The organism is Achromobacter sp. (genome assembly GCF_057314935.1).
The window spans coordinates 20,017-38,415 of record NZ_DBHKZA010000063.1 but is presented as its reverse complement, the minus strand read 5'-3'; the positions used below and the strand labels follow the sequence as shown (position 1 = coordinate 38,415).

General features: G+C 62.5%; 27 protein-coding genes. 23 read left to right on the top strand and 4 right to left on the bottom strand.

Translation table 11 applies throughout. The features are described from left to right. Positions 1 to 35 precede the first annotated feature (35 nt). Entirely contained in the window at positions 36 to 1,463 is a 1,428-nt protein-coding gene (locus tag ACO6D5_RS21535) for an aldehyde dehydrogenase family protein (protein ID WP_315527205.1), read from the bottom strand. A 205-nt stretch (positions 1,464 to 1,668) separates the two neighbouring features. Here ACO6D5_RS21535 and ACO6D5_RS21530 point away from each other — a divergent pair, with 205 nt between their 5' ends. The 19 genes from ACO6D5_RS21530 to rplQ all read left to right on the top strand — a co-directional run bounded on the left by ACO6D5_RS21530 (position 1,669) and on the right by rplQ (position 11,823). Further along, on the top strand, positions 1,669 to 2,421 hold the full coding sequence (locus tag ACO6D5_RS21530; protein ID WP_315527450.1) for an aspartyl/asparaginyl beta-hydroxylase domain-containing protein: 753 nt from the start codon (positions 1,669 to 1,671) through the stop codon (positions 2,419 to 2,421). Positions 2,422 to 2,777: 356 nt separating this feature from the next. Then, positions 2,778 to 3,146, top strand: coding sequence for a 50S ribosomal protein L14 (gene rplN, locus ACO6D5_RS21525; protein ID WP_006216531.1), 369 nt, complete (start codon positions 2,778 to 2,780; stop codon positions 3,144 to 3,146). Between the two features lie 11 nt (positions 3,147 to 3,157). After that, entirely contained in the window at positions 3,158 to 3,478 is a 321-nt protein-coding gene (rplX, locus tag ACO6D5_RS21520; protein WP_006227036.1) for a 50S ribosomal protein L24, read from the top strand. A gap of 12 nt (positions 3,479 to 3,490) precedes the next feature. After that, positions 3,491 to 4,030, top strand: coding sequence for a 50S ribosomal protein L5 (gene rplE / locus ACO6D5_RS21515; protein WP_006216529.1), 540 nt, complete (start codon positions 3,491 to 3,493; stop codon positions 4,028 to 4,030). A 12-nt stretch (positions 4,031 to 4,042) separates the two neighbouring features. Further along, positions 4,043 to 4,348, top strand: a complete 306-nt coding sequence (rpsN, locus tag ACO6D5_RS21510; RefSeq protein ID WP_006227037.1) for a 30S ribosomal protein S14 — start codon at positions 4,043 to 4,045, stop codon at positions 4,346 to 4,348. Positions 4,349 to 4,358: 10 nt separating this feature from the next. Next, the gene (rpsH, locus tag ACO6D5_RS21505) at positions 4,359 to 4,754 is read left to right on the top strand and encodes a 30S ribosomal protein S8 (RefSeq protein WP_006216525.1); all 396 of its coding nucleotides are present in this window, start codon (positions 4,359 to 4,361) and stop codon (positions 4,752 to 4,754) included. A 12-nt stretch (positions 4,755 to 4,766) separates the two neighbouring features. After that, positions 4,767 to 5,300 (top strand): 50S ribosomal protein L6, encoded by a 534-nt coding sequence (rplF, locus tag ACO6D5_RS21500; RefSeq protein ID WP_006227038.1) that lies wholly within the window; start codon positions 4,767 to 4,769, stop codon positions 5,298 to 5,300. A 21-nt stretch (positions 5,301 to 5,321) separates the two neighbouring features. Then, complete coding sequence (gene rplR / locus ACO6D5_RS21495) at positions 5,322 to 5,687, top strand: 50S ribosomal protein L18 (protein ID WP_006227039.1); 366 nt, start codon at positions 5,322 to 5,324, stop codon at positions 5,685 to 5,687. Between the two features lie 15 nt (positions 5,688 to 5,702). Beyond that, entirely contained in the window at positions 5,703 to 6,224 is a 522-nt protein-coding gene (gene rpsE / locus ACO6D5_RS21490) for a 30S ribosomal protein S5 (protein WP_006216521.1), read from the top strand. Between the two features lie 3 nt (positions 6,225 to 6,227). Continuing rightward, positions 6,228 to 6,413 (top strand): 50S ribosomal protein L30, encoded by a 186-nt coding sequence (gene rpmD / locus ACO6D5_RS21485; RefSeq protein WP_006216520.1) that lies wholly within the window; start codon positions 6,228 to 6,230, stop codon positions 6,411 to 6,413. A gap of 9 nt (positions 6,414 to 6,422) precedes the next feature. Further along, positions 6,423 to 6,863 carry a 50S ribosomal protein L15 gene (gene rplO, locus ACO6D5_RS21480; protein WP_035213993.1) on the top strand — a complete coding sequence of 147 codons (441 nt, stop codon included), beginning with the start codon at positions 6,423 to 6,425 and terminating at the stop codon, positions 6,861 to 6,863. 14 nt (positions 6,864 to 6,877) lie between these two features. Then, positions 6,878 to 8,203 (top strand): preprotein translocase subunit SecY, encoded by a 1,326-nt coding sequence (secY, locus tag ACO6D5_RS21475; protein WP_088588568.1) that lies wholly within the window; start codon positions 6,878 to 6,880, stop codon positions 8,201 to 8,203. 8 nt (positions 8,204 to 8,211) lie between these two features. Beyond that, the gene (infA, locus tag ACO6D5_RS21470; RefSeq protein WP_003806927.1) at positions 8,212 to 8,430 is read left to right on the top strand and encodes a translation initiation factor IF-1; all 219 of its coding nucleotides are present in this window, start codon (positions 8,212 to 8,214) and stop codon (positions 8,428 to 8,430) included. 34 nt (positions 8,431 to 8,464) lie between these two features. Continuing rightward, positions 8,465 to 8,578 (top strand): 50S ribosomal protein L36, encoded by a 114-nt coding sequence (gene rpmJ, locus ACO6D5_RS21465; protein ID WP_003806928.1) that lies wholly within the window; start codon positions 8,465 to 8,467, stop codon positions 8,576 to 8,578. 43 nt (positions 8,579 to 8,621) lie between these two features. Then, on the top strand, positions 8,622 to 8,987 hold the full coding sequence (gene rpsM, locus ACO6D5_RS21460; protein WP_006216517.1) for a 30S ribosomal protein S13: 366 nt from the start codon (positions 8,622 to 8,624) through the stop codon (positions 8,985 to 8,987). A 15-nt stretch (positions 8,988 to 9,002) separates the two neighbouring features. Next, complete coding sequence (gene rpsK, locus ACO6D5_RS21455; protein WP_006216516.1) at positions 9,003 to 9,404, top strand: 30S ribosomal protein S11; 402 nt, start codon at positions 9,003 to 9,005, stop codon at positions 9,402 to 9,404. Between the two features lie 11 nt (positions 9,405 to 9,415). Beyond that, positions 9,416 to 10,039, top strand: coding sequence for a 30S ribosomal protein S4 (gene rpsD / locus ACO6D5_RS21450; protein ID WP_006227422.1), 624 nt, complete (start codon positions 9,416 to 9,418; stop codon positions 10,037 to 10,039). Positions 10,040 to 10,259: 220 nt separating this feature from the next. Beyond that, the gene (locus ACO6D5_RS21445; protein ID WP_006216514.1) at positions 10,260 to 11,246 is read left to right on the top strand and encodes a DNA-directed RNA polymerase subunit alpha; all 987 of its coding nucleotides are present in this window, start codon (positions 10,260 to 10,262) and stop codon (positions 11,244 to 11,246) included. 184 nt (positions 11,247 to 11,430) lie between these two features. Then, positions 11,431 to 11,823, top strand: coding sequence for a 50S ribosomal protein L17 (rplQ, locus tag ACO6D5_RS21440; RefSeq protein ID WP_006216513.1), 393 nt, complete (start codon positions 11,431 to 11,433; stop codon positions 11,821 to 11,823). An 81-nt stretch (positions 11,824 to 11,904) separates the two neighbouring features. Here the strand turns inward: rplQ and ACO6D5_RS21435 are convergent, their stop codons facing one another. Then, positions 11,905 to 12,342, bottom strand: coding sequence for an HIT family protein (locus tag ACO6D5_RS21435; RefSeq protein ID WP_315527218.1), 438 nt, complete (start codon positions 12,340 to 12,342; stop codon positions 11,905 to 11,907). Positions 12,343 to 12,464: 122 nt separating this feature from the next. Here ACO6D5_RS21435 and cutA point away from each other — a divergent pair, with 122 nt between their 5' ends. The 3 genes from cutA (at position 12,465) to ACO6D5_RS21420 (ending at position 15,736) form a co-directional block, all read left to right on the top strand. Then, the gene (gene cutA, locus ACO6D5_RS21430; protein WP_105555714.1) at positions 12,465 to 12,812 is read left to right on the top strand and encodes a divalent-cation tolerance protein CutA; all 348 of its coding nucleotides are present in this window, start codon (positions 12,465 to 12,467) and stop codon (positions 12,810 to 12,812) included. Positions 12,813 to 12,907: 95 nt separating this feature from the next. Continuing rightward, positions 12,908 to 14,728, top strand: a complete 1,821-nt coding sequence (dsbD, locus tag ACO6D5_RS21425; protein WP_315527452.1) for a protein-disulfide reductase DsbD — start codon at positions 12,908 to 12,910, stop codon at positions 14,726 to 14,728. Positions 14,729 to 14,857: 129 nt separating this feature from the next. Further along, the gene (locus tag ACO6D5_RS21420) at positions 14,858 to 15,736 is read left to right on the top strand and encodes a DMT family transporter (RefSeq protein WP_485826465.1); all 879 of its coding nucleotides are present in this window, start codon (positions 14,858 to 14,860) and stop codon (positions 15,734 to 15,736) included. Positions 15,737 to 15,798: 62 nt separating this feature from the next. Here ACO6D5_RS21420 and hemB read toward each other — a convergent pair whose 3' ends face one another. Together hemB and yihA are read right to left on the bottom strand one after the other, a co-directional pair. Further along, positions 15,799 to 16,815, bottom strand: a complete 1,017-nt coding sequence (gene hemB, locus ACO6D5_RS21415) for a porphobilinogen synthase (RefSeq protein ID WP_006227426.1) — start codon at positions 16,813 to 16,815, stop codon at positions 15,799 to 15,801. Beyond that, entirely contained in the window at positions 16,812 to 17,435 is a 624-nt protein-coding gene (yihA, locus tag ACO6D5_RS21410) for a ribosome biogenesis GTP-binding protein YihA/YsxC (RefSeq protein WP_006227427.1), read from the bottom strand. The genes hemB and yihA overlap by 4 nt, the downstream gene beginning before the upstream one ends. A 223-nt stretch (positions 17,436 to 17,658) precedes the next feature. Here yihA and ACO6D5_RS21405 point away from each other — a divergent pair, with 223 nt between their 5' ends. Beyond that, a complete protein-coding gene (locus tag ACO6D5_RS21405; protein WP_035214109.1) occupies positions 17,659 to 18,360 on the top strand; it encodes a c-type cytochrome in 702 nt (233 codons plus the stop codon). The last annotated feature ends 39 nt before the right edge of the window (positions 18,361 to 18,399 follow it).

The following is an 18,399-nucleotide window of genomic DNA, read 5'->3' as shown; positions in this document are numbered from 1 at the left end:
AATCGCGGGGCTTTTTTTGTACTGCGGGTACGCGGTCAGATGTGCGTGATGAATTTCGTGACCAGGTAGCCGTCGAACGTTTCCAGGCCGCCTTCGCTGCCGATGCCGCTGTCCTTGATGCCGCCGAAGGGCGTCTCGGCCAGCGCGCTGCCGAAGTGGTTGATGTTGACCATGCCGGCTTCCAGGCCGTTCGAGACCTTGGTCGCCGTCTTCAGCGAGTTCGTGAACACGTAGGACGACAGGCCAAAGGGCAGGCTGTTGGCGCGGCGCAGGACCTCGTCGGTGTCCTTGAAGCGCACGACCGGCGCGACCGGGCCGAAGGGCTCTTCGGTCATCAGCATGGAATCGTCGGGCAGATCCGTCACGACCGTGGGGGCGAAGAAGAAGCCCTTGCGATCCAGCGGGCCGCCGCCGACCACGACCTTGCCGCCGTGCTTCTTGGCGTCGTCGATGAAGGCGCTCATGGCGGGCACGCGGCGTTCATGCGCCAGCGGGCCCATGTCGGTGCCGGCTTCCAGGCCGTCGCCGACCTTGATGTTCTTCAGCACGTCGGAGAAGCGCGCCAGGAATTGCTCGTAGGCGCCTTCCTGCACGTAGAAGCGGGTGGGCGACACGCAGACCTGGCCAGCGTTGCGGACTTTGAACTTGGCCAGCATTTCAGCGGCGCGCTCGACGTCGGCGTCATCGAACACCAGCACGGGCGAATGGCCGCCCAATTCCATCGTGACGCGCTTCATGTGCGCGCCGGCCAGCGCGGCCAGCTGCTTGCCCACCGGTACGGAACCGGTGAACGACACCTTGCGCACGATCGGCGAACGGATCAGGTAGTCGGAAATCTTGGCGGGTTCGCCCCAGACGATGTTCAGGCAGCCCTTGGGCAGGCCGGCGTCGTGGAACATGCGGGCAATCGCCATGACGGCGCTGGGCGAATCTTCCGGCCCCTTCAGCACCACCGTGCAACCGGCGCCGAGCGCGGCGGCGATCTTGCGGATGGCCTGGTTGTACGGGAAGTTCCAGGGCGTGAACGCGGCGCAGACGCCAATGGGCTCGCGCACCACGAACTGGCGCACGTCCGGGTTGCGGGGCGGCACGACGCGGCCATAGATGCGGCGGCATTCCTCGGCGTGCCAGTCGGCATGTTCGGCGCAGGCGGTCACTTCGCCCACGGCTTCGGCCAGCGGCTTGCCCTGGTCCAGGGTCATGTTGCGGCCGATTTCCTTGGCGCGCTCGCGCGACAGCGTGGCGACCTTGCGCAGGATGGCGGAGCGGTCCATGGGGGAAGACTTCTTCCAGGACTCGAACGCGCGCTGGGCGGCGGCTAGCGCGCGGTCCAGATCCGCTTCGGTGGCGTGAGGCAGCTGGCCAAGCACTTCCAGCGTGGCCGGGTTGATGACGTCCTGGGTGCGCCTACCCTCGCCGGAGATGAATTCGCCGTCGATATACAGCGCCAACTGTTCATACATGCCTGTCGTTCCTTGCGAAATAGGAGTGGAGTGCGACCGCAGCCGCCCGCGCCAGTCTAAACCAGCTTGTGCGCGCCCGGGAGGGCCACTCGCGCGCGGAAACCTGGAGCCAATCGGGCCTCTCGGCGGCCGCGCCGCGCGCCTTGCCAGCCGGCGTCCGCATGGACACAATGGGGCATCTTTGGCAGCCATCACCGAACCCATCGTGCAATCCGTCGACGCGCGTCCCGCCGGCAAGTCCAGCCTCTACTCCCGCGTGTTGTTCCGCTTCATCGATTGGCTGCGCCACCGCATCGCCCAGGCGTCGCTGGTGGGTGACCGTCCCATTTTCCAGAACAGCCTGTTCCCCTGGATCGCTGCCCTGGAAGCCCAGACGCCCGCCATCCGCGCCGAACTGACGGCACTGCTGGCGCAACGCCAGCAGTTGCCGGCCTTCCATGAGATCTCCCCCGATGTGGGCATGATCACCTCCGACGATCAATGGAAGACGTTTCTCTTCATGGGCTACGGTCTGCGTTCCGAGCGCAATCTGGCCAGCTGCCCGGCCACGGCCCGGGCGCTGGAGGGGATCCCGGGCATCCGTAGCGCGTTCTTCTCGATCCTCGAGGCCGGCAAGCGCATTCCGCTGCACACCGGGCCTTACAACGGCGTGCTGCGCCTGCACCTGGGGCTGGTCGTGCCCGAACCGGCGGACCGCTGCTGGATCGAGGTCGGGGGCGAGCGCTACAGCTGGCGGGAAGGGCGGGCCGTGGTGTTCGACGACCTTTATCCCCACCAGGTGCACAACGACACGGACGGCCTGCGAGCCGTGTTGTTCGTGGACTTTGAACGTCCCTGCCGGGTTCCGGTAAAATGGCTGAATCGCCTGGTGCTCAGGGCGGCCCCGTTCACGGACGAAATCCGTCGCGGCAAGGCCAACCATGATGCCTGGGAGAAGGGCTTTTACCGTCACAAATAAGGGGCGGATAGCTCGAAAACCGTCCCCTCATAGAGGGGGCGTGGTGTTTTGTGCGTCATTCCAACAAAGTGCTTGCGCTCAAAATTTAACCACGCTAGAATGATCAGCTTTCCCAGATTGTCGATCCAGTTAACCGAAAGTTGTTTCGAAGACTAGTCGGCGTGTTGGGGGAATACCCGCAGGATTTCAACCCAGGGTCGTTGCGTTGCCAACCAGTTGTAGAGATAGGGCGAAAGCTCAAAAGCTACAACACATAAAGCAGGGCGGCAGACCTGACGGGACCAAAACTGGCAGGAATTGCAGTGTTCCCTTATTGGGAAAACCGTATTTCCAGTTAAGTTGGAACAGGAAAAATCATGATCCAAATGCAGACCACGCTGGACGTGGCCGATAACACTGGTGCGCGTCATGTCATGTGCATTAAGGTGCTCGGTGGCTCCAAGCGCCGTTATGCCGGTATCGGCGACATCATCAAGGTGAGCGTCAAAGATGCGGCTCCGCGCGGACGCGTCAAGAAAGGCGAAATTTACAATGCCGTGGTGGTTCGTACCGCCAAGGGCGTGCGCCGTAAAGACGGTTCGCTGATTCGTTTCGGTGGCAATGCCGCCGTGTTGCTCAACGCCAAGCTGGAGCCCATCGGCACCCGCATCTTCGGACCCGTTACGCGTGAACTGCGTACCGAGAAGTTCATGAAGATCGTGTCGTTGGCCCCGGAAGTGCTGTAAGGAGCCCTACGATGAACAACATTCGTAAAGGCGACGAAGTCATCGTCCTGACCGGCCGCGACAAGAAGCGTCGCGGTACCGTGCTGGCTCGTGTTGATGCCGACCACGTTCTGGTCGAAGGCGTCAACATCGTCAAGAAGCACGTGAAAGCCAACCCGATGGCTAACAACCCGGGCGGGATTGTCGAAAAGACCATGCCGATCCACATCTCGAATGTGGCGCTCTTCAACCCCGCAACCGGTCGTGGCGACCGCGTGGGCGTTCAAGAAGTCGAAGGTCGCAAGGTCCGCGTGTTCCGTTCCAATGGTGCCGTTGTCGGCGCCAAGGCGTAAGGGGCGATAGACATGTCTCGTTTGCAAGATTTCTACAAGAGCAAGGTCGCTGGCGACCTGCAGGCCAAGTTTGGCTACAAGAGCGTCATGGAAGTGCCGCGCATCACCAAGATCACCCTGAACATGGGTGTCTCGGAAGCCGTGTCCGATAAGAAGGTTATCGAACACGCGGTGTCGGACCTGACCAAGATTGCTGGCCAAAAGCCTGTCGTGACGAAGACCAAGAAGGCTATCGCCGGTTTCAAGATCCGCGAAAACTACCCGATTGGTTGCATGGTCACGCTGCGTGGTCAACGCATGTACGAATTCCTGGATCGCCTCGTTGCGGTCGCGCTGCCTCGCGTGCGCGACTTCCGTGGTATCTCGGGTCGTGCATTTGACGGCCGCGGCAACTACAACATCGGGGTGAAAGAGCAGATCATTTTCCCCGAAATCGAGTACGACAAGATCGACGCGCTGCGTGGGCTGAACATCAGCATCACCACCTCCGCGAAGACCGACGAAGAAGCCAAGGCGCTGTTGACGGCCTTCAGCTTCCCGTTCCGTAACTAAGGGGCTGATGACGTGGCAAAACTTTCCCTCATCAATCGCGACATCAAGCGCGCCAAGCTGGCTGACAAGTTCGCTGCCAAGCGCGCTGAGTTGAAGTCGATCATCGACGACCAGTCGAAGACCGACGAAGAACGTTACCAAGCTCGGCTCAAGCTGCAACAGCTGCCGCGCAATGCCAATCCGACGCGCCAACGTAACCGTTGCGTGGTCACCGGTCGTCCGCGCGGTGTGTTCCGCAAGTTCGGCCTGACGCGTCACAAACTGCGTGAAATGGCGATGAAGGGCGAAATCCCCGGCATCACCAAGGCCAGCTGGTAGGAGATACATTATGAGCATGAGCGATCCCATCGCCGATATGCTGACCCGCATTCGCAATGCGCAGCAAGTGGACAAAGTTACGGTGAGCATGCCCTCCTCGAAGCTGAAGGCGGCTATTGCCGCTGTGCTGAAAGACGAAGGCTACATCGACAGCTTTGAAATCAAGGGCACCCAGGCCAAGCCTGAGCTCGAGATCACCCTGAAGTACTACGCTGGCCGTCCGGTTATCGAGCGCATTGAACGCGTGTCGCGCCCCGGTCTGCGTATCTACAAGGGCCGTACCAGCATTCCTCAGGTCATGAACGGCCTGGGCGTGGCTATCGTTTCGACCTCGCGCGGCGTCATGACCGACCGTAAGGCTCGCGCCAACGGCGTCGGCGGCGAAGTGCTGTGCTACGTGGCCTAAGGAGAAATTCTAATGTCACGTATCGCTAAGTATCCGGTCGAACTGCCCAAGGGTGTCGAAGCTGACATCAAGCAGGATCAGATCACTGTCAAGGGCCCGCTGGGCACCCTGACCCAAGCCCTGACTGGCGACGTCACGGTTGCGTTGGACGAAGGCAAGCTCACGTTTGCCGCCGCCAACGAAACGCGTCACGCCAATGCCATGTCGGGTACCGTGCGCGCTCTGGTGGCCAATATGGTTACCGGCGTGAGCAAGGGCTTCGAGCGCAAGCTGACCCTGGTTGGCGTGGGTTACCGCGCCTCGATCCAAGGCGATGCCGTTAAGCTGCAGCTCGGTTTCTCGCACGACGTTTTGCATCAGTTGCCGGCCGGTATCAAGGCCGAATGCCCCACCCAGACGGAAATCGTCATCAAGGGCGCCAACAAGCAAGTCGTCGGTCAGATGGCCGCTGAAATCCGCGCGTACCGCGAACCCGAACCCTACAAGGGCAAGGGTGTGCGTTACTCGGACGAACGCGTCGTCATCAAAGAAACCAAGAAGAAATAACGGCGCACGCAAGGACGAATCATGGACAAAAAAGTTTCCCGTTTGCGTCGTGCGGTTCCGACCCGCCGGAAGATCAACGAGCTGCGCGTTCACCGCCTCTCGGTCTTCCGCTCGAACCAGCACATCTACGCCAACATCATTTCGCCGGAAGGCGATCGCGTTCTGGTCAGCGCCTCGACGGTGGAAGCCGAAGTGCGTGCGCAACTGGCCGGCCAAACCGGTCAGGGTGGCAACACTGCCGCTGCTACGCTGGTCGGCAAGCGCGTGGCCGAAAAGGCCAAGGCTGCCGGTATCGAACTGGTCGCTTTCGATCGCTCGGGCTTTCGTTACCATGGCCGCGTGAAAGCGCTGGCCGATGCCGCGCGTGAAGCCGGCCTGAAGTTCTAAGCGAGGATCTGTCAAATGGCTAAAGTACAAGGCAAGAACGCCGCGGAAAAAGAGAACGATGACGGCCTCCGCGAAAAGATGATCGCGGTCAACCGCGTGAGCAAAGTGGTCAAGGGTGGTCGCACCATGAGCTTTGCCGCGCTGACCGTGGTTGGCGATGGCGATGGTCGCGTCGGCATGGGTAAGGGCAAGGCGCGTGAAGTGCCGGTGTCCGTTCAGAAGGCAATGGAACAGGCCCGTCGCGGCATGTTCAAGGTTGCTCTGAAGAACGGCACGCTGCACCACACCGTGGTTGGCAAGCATGGCGCCGCTACCGTGCTGATCTCGCCGGCTGCTGAAGGTACTGGCGTTATCGCCGGCGGCCCGATGCGCGCTATTTTTGAAGTGATGGGTGTGCGTAACGTGGTTGCCAAGAGCCTGGGCTCGAGCAACCCCTACAACATGGTTCGCGCCACGTTGAACGGTCTGCGCGCTTCCCTGACCCCGGCCGATGTTGCTGCCAAGCGCGGCAAGTCGGTCGAAGAAATCCTGGGGTAAATCATGGCTCAGAAGCAGATCAAAGTGACCCTCGTGCGCTCGGTGATCGGTACCAAGCAATCGCACCGTGATACGGTTCGCGGTTTGGGCTTGGGTCGCATCAACAGCAGCCGCGTGCTGGTCGATACGCCCGAGGTGCGTGGGATGATCCGTAAGGTGGATTATCTCGTTTCCGTCTCGGAAGCCTAAGGAATCACCATGTCGGATATGCAACTTAATTCGCTGAAGCCCGCTGAGGGCAGCAAGCACGCCAAGCGCCGCGTCGGCCGTGGCATCGGTTCGGGTCTGGGTAAAACCGCCGGCCGTGGTCACAAGGGTCAGAAGTCGCGCTCGGGCGGTTTCCATAAGGTTGGCTTCGAAGGCGGTCAAATGCCGCTGCAGCGTCGTCTGCCCAAGCGTGGTTTCACCCCGCTCGGTCAACACCTGTATGCCGAAGTTCGTCTGTCGGACCTGCAAGCCCTGCCCATCGACGAAATCGATGTGCAAGTGCTGAAGGCGGCTGGCGTGATTGGCCAGGCGGTTCGTTACGCCAAGGTCATCAAGTCGGGTGAACTCTCGCGCAAGGTCGTGCTTAAGGGCATTACCGCGACGGCCGGTGCTCGCACCGCCATCGAAGCCGCGGGCGGCTCGCTTGCTTGATCACGAGGTGACGAGTGGCTAACGCGCAGGCATTGGGCAAAACCGGAGCACGGTACGGTGATTTGAAGCGCCGTCTTGTGTTCCTGGTGCTCGCCCTGGTGGTTTACCGTTTGGGTACACACATCCCCGTACCGGGTATTAATCCGGATGCGCTGGCGGACTTGTTCCGTCAGAACCAGGGCGGGATCCTGGGCCTGTTCAACATGTTCTCGGGTGGGGCGCTCTCGCGTTTCTCGATTTTTGCCCTGGGGATCATGCCGTACATTTCGGCATCCATCATCATGCAGTTGATGTCGGTGGTGGTGCCGTCGCTGGAAGCGCTCAAGAAAGAGGGCGAAGCCGGTCGTCGGAAGATTACCCAGTACACCCGCTACGGCACAGTCGTGCTGGCGCTGGTGCAAGCAGTGGGCATTTCGGTAGCGTTGGAGTCCCAACAGGGACTGGTGATCGATCCGGGTATGCTGTTTCGCTTCACGACCGTTGTGACTCTGGTCACCGGCACCATGTTCGTCATGTGGCTGGGTGAGCAGATTACGGAACGCGGTCTGGGCAACGGGATTTCCATCCTGATCTTCGCAGGTATCGTTGCGGGTCTGCCCGCGGCGCTGGCTGCACTGTTGGACCTGGTCCGCACCAACGCGATGTCCGTGCTTTCGGCACTGTTCATCGTGGCTCTGGTGGTGCTGGTTACCGCTTTTGTGGTGTTCGTGGAACGCGGACAGCGCAAGATCACGGTGAACTACGCCAAGCGTCAGGTCGGCAACAAGGTCTACGGTGGTCAAAGCTCGCATTTGCCGCTGAAGCTGAACATGGCAGGGGTGATTCCGCCGATCTTCGCATCGTCGATCATTCTGTTCCCGGCCACGATCACGAGCTGGTTCTCCAGCAGTGAGAACATGCGCTGGCTTAGCGACCTGGCTGCGGCCCTGTCGCCTCGTCAACCGCTCTACATCACGCTGTACTCCGTCGCGATTATTTTCTTCTGCTTTTTCTACACGGCTCTGGTGTTCAACAGCCGCGAAACGGCGGACAACCTGAAGAAGAGTGGTGCGTTTGTTCCGGGCATTCGTCCGGGAGAACAAACAGCGCGCTACATCGACAAGATCCTGATGCGTCTGACGCTCGCAGGTGCCTTGTACATCACTTTGGTGTGCCTGTTGCCTGAATTCTTGGTGATGCGCTGGAACGTTCCTTTCTACTTCGGTGGTACGTCTCTGTTGATTATTGTGGTGGTGACGATGGATTTCATGGCACAGGTTCAGGCCTACATGATGTCTCACCAGTACGACTCGTTGCTCAAGAAGGCCAACTTCAAGGGCGCGGGTTTGCCGATGCGGTAAGCAAAAGAATGTCCAAGGACGACGTCATTCAGATGCAAGGCGAGGTTCTTGAGAACCTCCCGAACGCGACATTTCGCGTCAAGCTCGAAAACGGCCACGTGGTGTTGGGCCATATTTCCGGCAAGATGCGTATGCATTACATCCGGATCCTGCCGGGTGACAAGGTCACAGTGGAGCTCACGCCCTATGATCTGACGCGAGCCAGGATAGTTTTCCGCTCCAAATGAGCGGAACCGGATTACGGAAAATTAGGAGTCAACCATGAAAGTAATGGCATCGGTTAAGCGGATCTGCCGCAACTGCAAAGTTATCAAACGTCACGGCGTGGTGCGTGTTATCTGCACCGACCCGCGTCACAAGCAGCGTCAAGGCTAACTCGGGTTAGCGACTACGCAACAGATTTATTCAAGGAATAGTCATGGCCCGTATTGCTGGCATTAACATCCCGCCGCAACAGCACGCCGAGATCGGACTGACCGCCATTTTTGGCATTGGTCGTACGCGCGCTCGCAAAATCTGCGAAGCGGCAAACGTACCCTTTGACAAAAAGGTCAAGGATCTGAACGACGCTGAATTGGAACGCGTCCGCGAACATGTTGGTTTGTTCACGGTTGAAGGCGACCTGCGTCGTGAAGTACAGCTCTCGATCAAGCGTTTGATCGACCTGGGAACCTACCGCGGTATGCGTCACAAGCGCGGTTTGCCCGTGCGCGGCCAGCGCACTCGCACCAACGCACGGACCCGTAAGGGCCCGCGTCGTGCAGCTGCGTCCCTGAAGAAATAATCGAGGAACAGGATTATGGCGAAAGCTTCCACCAGCGGCGCTTCGCGCGTGCGCAAAAAGGTTAAGAAGAACGTCTCGGACGGCATCGCGCACGTTCACGCTTCGTTCAACAACACCATCATCACCATCACCGACCGTCAGGGCAACGCACTGTCGTGGGCCACGTCGGGCGGTGCTGGTTTCAAGGGTTCGCGTAAGTCGACCCCGTTCGCCGCGCAGGTCGCTGCTGAAACGGCTGGCCGCGTCGCGCTGGAGTACGGCATCAAGACTCTGGAAGTGCGTATCAAGGGCCCCGGCCCCGGTCGCGAATCGTCTGTCCGTGCGCTGAACGCGCTGGGCATCAAGATTTCGTCCATCGCCGACATCACGCCCGTTCCGCACAACGGCTGCCGTCCGCCGAAGCGTCGTCGTATCTAAAGGGAATCCACATGGCACGTTATATTGGACCCAAATGCAAGCTCTCGCGCCGCGAGGGTACTGACCTGTTCCTGAAGAGCGCCCGTCGCTCGCTGGATTCCAAGTGCAAGCTGGATTCCAAGCCTGGCCAGCACGGCCGCACTTCGGGTGCCCGCACTTCCGACTACGGCCTGCAGCTGCGCGAAAAGCAAAAGCTCAAGCGCATGTACGGCGTGCTGGAAAAGCAATTCCGCAAGTACTTCGCTGAAGCAGAGCGTCGCCGTGGCAACACCGGCGAAACCCTGATCCAGCTGCTGGAATCGCGCCTGGACAACGTCGTCTACCGCATGGGCTTCGGCTCGACGCGCGCCGAAGCTCGCCAGCTGGTGAGCCACCGCGCCATCGAACTGAACGGCCACACGGCTGACATCGCTTCGATGCTGGTCAAGGCTGGCGACGTCGTTTCGATCCGCGAAAAGGCCAAGAAGCAAGGCCGTATCAAGGAATCGCTCGACCTGGCCACCAGCATCGGCATCCCCCAATGGGTGGAAGTCGATTCGACCAAGCTGACCGGTACGTTCAAGTCGGTCCCCGATCGCGCTGACGTCGCTCGCGACATCAACGAATCGATGGTCGTCGAACTGTACTCGCGTTAATCAGGTCTCTGCCGGCGCCTCCTTCGCAGGTGTGCCGGCAAGAAGCTGGTCTCGCGACCCGTTTGCACGTTCCGCAGCAGCCCGCTTTCCGCCTTTTGGTGGGGCGGGCTTTGCGGTAAGTATCGGCCGGCGTTTTCGCGCCGCCCGAGTTTCATGTTTCACCCTGTCCATCAGCCTTATCGGTGTAACGAGCCGAGGGTATTGAAAAGGAACACAGTAAATGTCCACTCAAGGTTTCCTGAAGCCGCGCTCCATTGAAGTCGAACCGGTCGGCACGCACCATGCCAAGATCGTGATGGAGCCGTTCGAGCGTGGCTACGGTCATACGCTGGGCAACGCCCTGCGCCGCATCCTGCTGTCTTCGATGACCGGCTACGCGCCGACCGAAGTCCAGATGACGGGCGTGGTGCACGAATACTCGACCATCCCGGGCGTTCGCGAAGATGTCGTCGACATCCTGCTGAACCTGAAGGGCGTGGTCTTCAAGCTGCACAATCGCGACGAAGTGACCCTGGTTCTGCGCAAGACCGGCGCGGGCACCGTGCTGGCCAGCGACATCGAGCTGCCGCATGACGTCGAGATCATCAACCCCGGCCATGCCATCTGCAACCTGACGGACGCAGGCAAGCTGGAAATGCAGATCAAGGTTGAAAAGGGCCGCGGCTACGTGCCGGGCAACGTGCGCGCGCTGTCGGAAGACCGCACCCACACCATCGGCCGCATCGTTCTGGACGCTTCGTTCAGCCCGGTCCGCCGCGTGAGCTACGCGGTTGAAAGCGCCCGTGTGGAACAGCGCACCGACCTGGACAAGCTGGTGCTGGACATCGAAACCAACGGCGTCATCTCGCCCGAGGAAGCGGTGCGCCAGTCGGCTCGCATCCTGATGGACCAGATCTCGGTCTTCGCCGCCCTGGAAGGCGCTGGCGATTCGTACGAAGCCCCGGTCCGCGGCACGCCGCAGATCGACCCGGTGCTGCTGCGCCCGGTCGACGACCTGGAACTGACCGTGCGTTCGGCCAACTGCCTGAAGGCCGAAAACATCTACTACATCGGCGACCTGATCCAGCGTACCGAAAACGAGCTGCTCAAGACCCCGAACCTGGGTCGCAAGTCGCTCAACGAGATCAAGGAAGTCCTGGCTGCACGTGGTCTGACTCTGGGCATGAAGCTCGAGAACTGGCCGCCCCTGGGCCTGGAGCGTCCGTAAGTCTTAAGAGGGTGGCGCCCCGGAATCGGGGTGTTTCCCGCAGCGCCCGGCTTTGCCGCCGGGCCGTTTGCGAAATCGTCGTAAAATGCACCGTTTTCTACCGGACCGCGGCCTGATTGCAGGTTGATAGAAGAGCCGGCAACCCGATGGCGAACGCCATCTTTAGATTCAAAGGAAACTTATCATGCGTCACGGTAATGGCTTGCGTAAGCTCAACCGCACCAGCAGTCACCGTCTTGCCATGTTCCGCAACATGGCCGTTTCGTTGATCACCCACGAAGCCATCAAGACCACGCTGCCGAAGGCGAAAGAATTGCGCCGCGTCATCGAACCCCTGATCACGCTGGGCAAAGAGCCCACGCTGGCGAACAAGCGTCTGGCATTTGCCCGTCTGCGCGATCGCGATGCGGTGGTGAAGCTGTTCGCCGAAATCGGCCCGCGCTACGCGGCCCGTAACGGTGGCTACACCCGCGTGCTGAAGATGGGCTTCCGTCAAGGCGACAACGCTCCCATGGCTTTCATGGAACTGGTTGACCGTCCGGAAGTTGATGAAGCCGCTGCGGACAGCGCCGAGTAATCCTCGGTAGCTAGATAAGCGACAAGGGCGGGTCTTCGGACCCGCCCTTGTTTTATTTGCGCGCCCGCCACGGCGTTTGGATCACGAGGCGTGCAATTCCCCCCGCAGCTGCGCCGCGGTGGCCGCCAGGGCCTCCTGAGGGGGTTGGGGCGGCATCTTGAAGGTGAGGTCCTGCTGCTCGATGTATTGCGTGGACGTCACGTCCTGCGTGTGATGCATCGGAATGACGTGGGCGTGGGCGTGCGCCACGTGAATCCCGGTGAAGGCGAAGGCCACGCGTTCGACCGCATACAAGCGCTTCATGTGGCGCCCGAGCTTCTGCCCCAGATTCAGGATGTGGCCGGCGAGATCGGCGGGCATGTCCTCGTAGTAGGGGTAGTGCTGCTTCGGGATGATGAGGACGTGGCCCGGGCGCACCGGCTGGATGTCCAGGAAGGCCAGCAGGCGCTCGTCTTCGTGGATGATGTGCGCAGGGATCTCGTGCCGCGCGATGCGGCAGAACAGGCAGTTGTCGGACATGCGTGCCTCGGTGTAGACGGATGGCTGGGTGGCACGGCCGGCGCCGAGGGATCCGGGCGGCCGCCGCAATACCGATAAAATACCCCGAGTTACATCCCACACGGGTATCCCGAGGAGGCTCCATGTTGCGCGATGACGACGTCGTGCTGGTCATCAGCAATGCGCCCGACCTGCTGCTCGCGAAGCGCATCGCGCACGTGCTGGTCGAAGACGGTCTGGCGGCCTGCGTGAACCTTGGCGCGCCTGGCCTGTCCATCTACCTGTGGAACGGAGAGGTCGAAGGGGCGGAAGAAGTCCCCATCCACATCAAGACCACCTACGCGCGCCACCAGGCAGTGGTTCAGGCCCTGGCGCAGATGCATCCCTATGATGTGCCCGAAATCATCGTGCTGCCGGTCATCGGCGGCGCGGCGCCTTATCTGGATTGGGTGCGCGAGCAGACGGCCGTCACGCAGAACAAGAGAGACTGATGTTGCAACTTGCCGGTATTGTCGGCGCGCCGCGGCGCCCGATTCACGCCACCCGCGCTGCCCGCGCGGCCCATGCCCTGTTCAGGCAATGCCTGATGTTCCTGGCGATGGCGCTGCTGCTGATGGGCTGGCAGGCGGCGGCGCATGCCGAGGCCGAGTTCCTGGAGCCCGAAAAGGCCTTCGTGTTCAGCGCGCAGATGGCGGCGCCCGATACGCTGGAGCTGCGCTACAAGGTCGCGCCCGGCTATTACATGTACCGCGAGCGTTTCGGCATCACGATCAGCCCCATGGGTGCCACGACGCTGGGCGACGCCGTCTACCCGAAGGGCGAGGTCAAATACGACCCGACCTTCGAGAAGGACATGGAGGTCTTCCACCAGGACGTGGTGATCCGCGTGCCGGTCGGCGCCGGGGACCAGCCTTTCACCCTGACCCTGACCGGGCAGGGCTGTGCGGATGCCGGCCTGTGCTATCCGCCGATGGACAGCAGTGTGAAACTGACGCCGGTGGCGGGCGGATACGCGCTGGCCGGCGGCGCATCCGCGTTGGCCCCGGCGTCGCAGGCCGCATCGTCGGGCGGCTTGAGCGCGCTGTTCAACGCCGGCGACACCGGCCTGGCTGACGCGCTGGGCGGCCTGGGCTGGGCCAAGACCGCGGGCGTGTTCCTGGTGCTGGGCCTGTTGCTGGCCTTCACGCCCTGCGTGCTGCCGATGATCCCCATCCTGTCTTCGATCGTGCTCGGCGGCGTGGCGCAGCCCCGGCCCACGCGCGGCCGCGGACTGGCGCTGGCGGCGACCTATGTGCTGGGCATGTCGGTGGTCTACACCGCGCTGGGTGTCGCCGCCGGCCTGAGCGGCGCGGGCTTGGCCGCCTGGCTGCAGACGCCGTGGATCCTGACGTTGTTCGCCATTCTGCTGGCCGTGCTGGCGCTGGCGATGTTCGATGCGTTCACCTTCCAGATGCCGTCGGGCATCCAGGCGAAGCTGGCGGAGCGTTCGTCGCGCATTCCCGGCGGGCGCTATACCGGTGCGCTCGTGATGGGCGCCTTGTCCGCGCTGATCGTCGGACCTTGCGTGGCCGCGCCGTTGGCGGGCGCGTTGCTGTATATCTCGCAAACGGGCGACGTGGTCCTGGGCGGGTCGGCGCTGTTCGCCATGGCCTGGGGCATGGGCGTGCCGCTGTTGATCGTGGGCGCGTCTTCCGGCGCGCTGCTGCCCAAGGCGGGCCCCTGGATGGATGGCGTGAAGCGCCTGTTCGGCATGTTGCTGCTGGCGACCGCCTGGTGGATGCTGATCCCCGTGGTGCCGACCTGGGTGCAGATGACGGGCTGGGCGTTCCTGGCGGTGGTGTCGGCCGTGATGTTGCGGGCGTTCGACGCCCTGCCGGCGGGCGCAGGCGCCGCGCGCATGTTCGGCAAGGGGCTGGGCTTGCTGCTGGCGCTGGCGGCGGCTGCCTGGCTGGTCGGCGCGGCCAGCGGCGGCCGCGATGTGCTGCAACCGTTGTCGCATCTGGCGTCTCGCGGCGGTGCGCCTTCGGGCCCCGCGGCTGCAAGCGGCGAAGTCCATTTCACCCGCGTGCGCAACAACGCCGAACTGGACGCGCTGCTGGCGCAGAGCCGCCAGCCGGTGATGCTGGATTTCTACGCTGACTGGTGCGTGTCGTGCCGCGAGATGGAACGCTTCACCTTTACCGATCCGGGCGTGGCGCAACGCATGTCGGGCATGCTGCTGGTGCAGGCGGACGTGACGGCGAACAACGCCGACGACCGCGCGCTGCTCAAGCGCTTCCGCCTGTTCGGCCCGCCGGGGATCATGTTTTTCGAGCCGGGCGGCAAGGAATTGCCGGAGGCCCGCGTGGTGGGTTTCCAGGACGCCAAGCGCTTCACGGAATCGCTGGACAAGGTGCTGGTGCGCTGACGCCTGGGCGTATACCATGGCTGCTGCGCCGCGTGGGCGGCGCACTCCACTCCCTTCAGGCCGGCGCCCGTGACGTCCCCAACAGTTGATGCAAGCCAGGACCGGCAAGGTCTTATCTATGTTCAATTGATGTTCGTCATGGCCACATGGGGCCTGAACATCGTCTCCATCAAGTACCTGACGCAACACATGGACATCCAGGCGCTGGCCGCCGTGCGGATCGTTGTTGCGTTCATCACCGTCACCCTCATCATCAAGGCCCGCCGCGGCCGCATCCCCAAGCTGGGCCGCGTCGAGCTGGGCTGGGTGGCGCTGGCGGGCTTCCTGGTGGTGTATGCGCACCAGGTGGCGCTGGTGTCGGGGCTGCGGTTTTCGTCTGCGGCCAACGGCACGCTGATCATGGCCACCAGCCCCTTGCTGTCGGCGCTGCTGGCCGCCATCTTCTATCGCGAAAAACTGACGCTGGTGCGCATCTCCGGCGCCATGCTGGGCCTGTTGGGCGTGGGCATGGTGGTCGCGGGCAGCGGCGCGCAGATCGGCTTGACGGGTTGGGGCGACGCCGTCGTGTTCGTGGCCGTCCTGGTGTTCGTGTTCGGCGGCCTGGTCATCCAGCGCATGTCGCGCACGATGGATCCATTGGGCATGCTTTGGTACATGTACCTGGCAGGCGGGCTGATGCTGGTGGTGCATGCAGCGATGACGCCGGCGTCATATCAGACCGACACCTGGCAGATGACGTGGTGGCCGTGGCTGGTGCTGATGTTCTCCGCAGTCGTGGCGTCAGGCGTCAGCAACATCATCTGGAACGCCGGCATCGCGCGTCTGGGCATCAGCCGCGCGGCGCTGTTCGTGAACTGGCTGCCGATATTCGGGCTGCTGTTCGCTTCCCTGTTCCTGGACGAACATGTCACCCTGACGCACGTCGTGGGACTGGCCTGCGTGCTGGGCGGAACGTGGTTGGGATTGCGCCGCGTGGCGCCTGCCGGGCCGCGCAACGGGCGGGCATAAGGCAAAGAAGAAGACGCCTTGCGGGCTGGCCGGATACGCCCGGCCCGCAAGGCGTTGCGCGATCAGCGCTGGGCTTTGAGCAGCTTGGCCGCTTCGATCGCGAAGTACGTCAGGATGCCGTCGGCGCCGGCGCGCTTGAACGCCAGCAGCGCTTCCATCATGACCTTGTCATGGTCCAGCCAGCCATTGGCGGCGGCGGCCTTGATCATCGCGTATTCACCGCTGACCTGGTAGGCGAAGGTGGGCACGCGGAACGTGTCCTTGACGCGGCGCAGCACGTCCAGGTACGGCATGCCCGGCTTGACCATGACCATGTCGGCGCCTTCCTGCAAGTCGGCGGCCACTTCGCGCAGCGCTTCGTCGAGGTTGCCCGGATCCATCTGGTAAGCCATTTTGTTCGACTTGCCCAGGTTGGTGGCCGAACCCACGGCGTCGCGGAACGGGCCGTAGAACGCGCTGGCGTATTTGGCGGAGTACGCCATGATCTGCGTGTGGATATGGCCGTTGGCCTCCAGCGCGCGGCGCACGGCGCCGATGCGGCCGTCCATCATGTCGCTGGGGGCGACCATGTCGACGCCGGCGGCGGCCTGGGTCAGCGCCTGCTTGACCAGGATCTCGACGGTCAGTTCGTTGATGACGTAGCCGTCTTCGTCGATGACGCCGTCCTGGCCGTGGCTGGTGTAGGGATCCAGCGCCACGTCGCACAGGATGCCGAGTTCCGGAAAACGCTTTTTCAGTTCGCCGACCACGCGCGGAATCAGGCCGCGCGGGTTGGTCGCTTCGATGCCGTCGGGGGTCTTCAGCGACGCGTCGATGACGGGAAAGAGCGCCAACACCGGGATGCCCAGTTTCACGCACTCTTCGGCCACCGGCAGCAGCGTGTCCAGCGAATAGCGGACCACGCCGGGCAGCGACGGCACGGCTTGCTGCAAGCCCGTGCCTTCGGCCACGAAGACGGGATAGATCAGGTCATTGACCGTCAGCGCGTTTTCGCGCACCAGGCGGCGGGTGAAGTCGTCGCGACGCAGGCGGCGCGGGCGGGAAACCGGAAACTCGGGGGTGATGATCTGCGGGTTCATGGTACGACCTTGGGAGAAATCCAATTTTCGATGTGGGCGCCGGCTTCTTCCAGACCGATGCGCTCGGGCGCCGAGAAAGGAATGGTGTGCAGGGCGCCGATATCCGCCAGGTCCTTGCGGACCGAGAAGACGGTGCGCATGCGCTGGCCGTAAGGCAGCTTGTCTGCCTTGGTCAGCAGCGCCAGCACGGGGCGTCCGGTGGGGGCGATGAAGTTGGCCAGGCGGCGGTCCAGTTCGGTGACGCCGCGGCGGATGTCGATCAGCAGCACGATGCCGGCCAGCGACTCGCGGTCACGCAGGTAGCCGCCGAGGATGTCGGCCCATTTTTCTTTCTCGTTGCGGGCGACCGAGGCATAGCCGTAGCCGGGCAAGTCAACGAGAAAACCGATGTGGCCTTCCGGATCCAGCGGGTCGGGCAAGCCGAACATGTTGATCAAGCGCGTGCGGCCGGGCGTCTTGCTCGAGAAGGCAAGACGACGCTGGTTGCACAGCACGTTGATGGCCGTGGATTTGCCGGCGTTCGAGCGGCCGACAAAGCAGACCTCGGGAGCGCCGGCGGCCGGCAACTGGTCGAGGCGAGCTGCGGAGGTGAGGAAGGAGGCGCGATGTAGGAGGGACACGGATGGGCTTTGGATACGGTTGGTTTCGAGCCCTATTGTATAATCCGGCGTTTGCAACAGTGGTCCCCGTGCGCGGAGCCGTCTTTTTTGCTTACTCTTTGGGTTGCCGACGGCAGCCTGGAAGGCAGAATGGGCAAATCAGGTTCGAGACGGTTTTCCAAGGTGAGCGGGGCAGGCGTGGGCGCCTTTTTGCGCCTTGATCGATGTGATCGTCGAGGTCTTCATGAAGCGTGTGCTGTCCCGGATGTTGGTTGCGAGCGGGCTGTTGCTCGGCGCCTCCGCCTTATCGACCCCCAGTTTCGCCGCTGACGGCGCTGCGGGCCCGGCCAAGCCAGATGCCGCCAAGGGCGGTCAGCTGTTTGACCAAGGCGACGCCTCAAGAGGCATCATTGCCTGTGCGTCCTGTCATGGCGCGGCGGGCAACAGCACCATCCCGGTGAACCCCAACCTGGCCGCGCAACCCCACGAATACCTGGCCAAGCAATTGGCCGATTTCCAGGTCAAGCAGGGCGCCAAGCTGCCCGTGCGCAATGGCGCCGGCGGCAACCCAACCCCGATGACGGCCATGGCGCAGAACCTGACGCCGGCCGACATGCAGAACATTGCGCTGTACCTGGCGCAGCAACCGCTCAAAGAGCCCGCCACGGCAGGCCAGGAGAAGTTGGTTGATCTGGGTCAAAAGATCTGGCGCGGCGGTTTGCCGGAACGCAATGTCCCGGCGTGCGCGGCGTGCCACTCTGCCAATGGCGCGGGCTTGCCCGGGCAATACCCCCGCTTGTCGGGACAGTTCCCCATGTATATCGAAGAGCAGCTCAAGCTGTTCCGCAGCGGCGACCGCAAGAACGACATCATGTTCGCCATTGCGGACCGCATGTCGGACGCCGACATCAAGGCGGTGTCGGACTACGCGGCTGGCCTGCGGTAGGCTTGACGCCTGCACCACGCGCGGCTGGTCCGCGTTCAT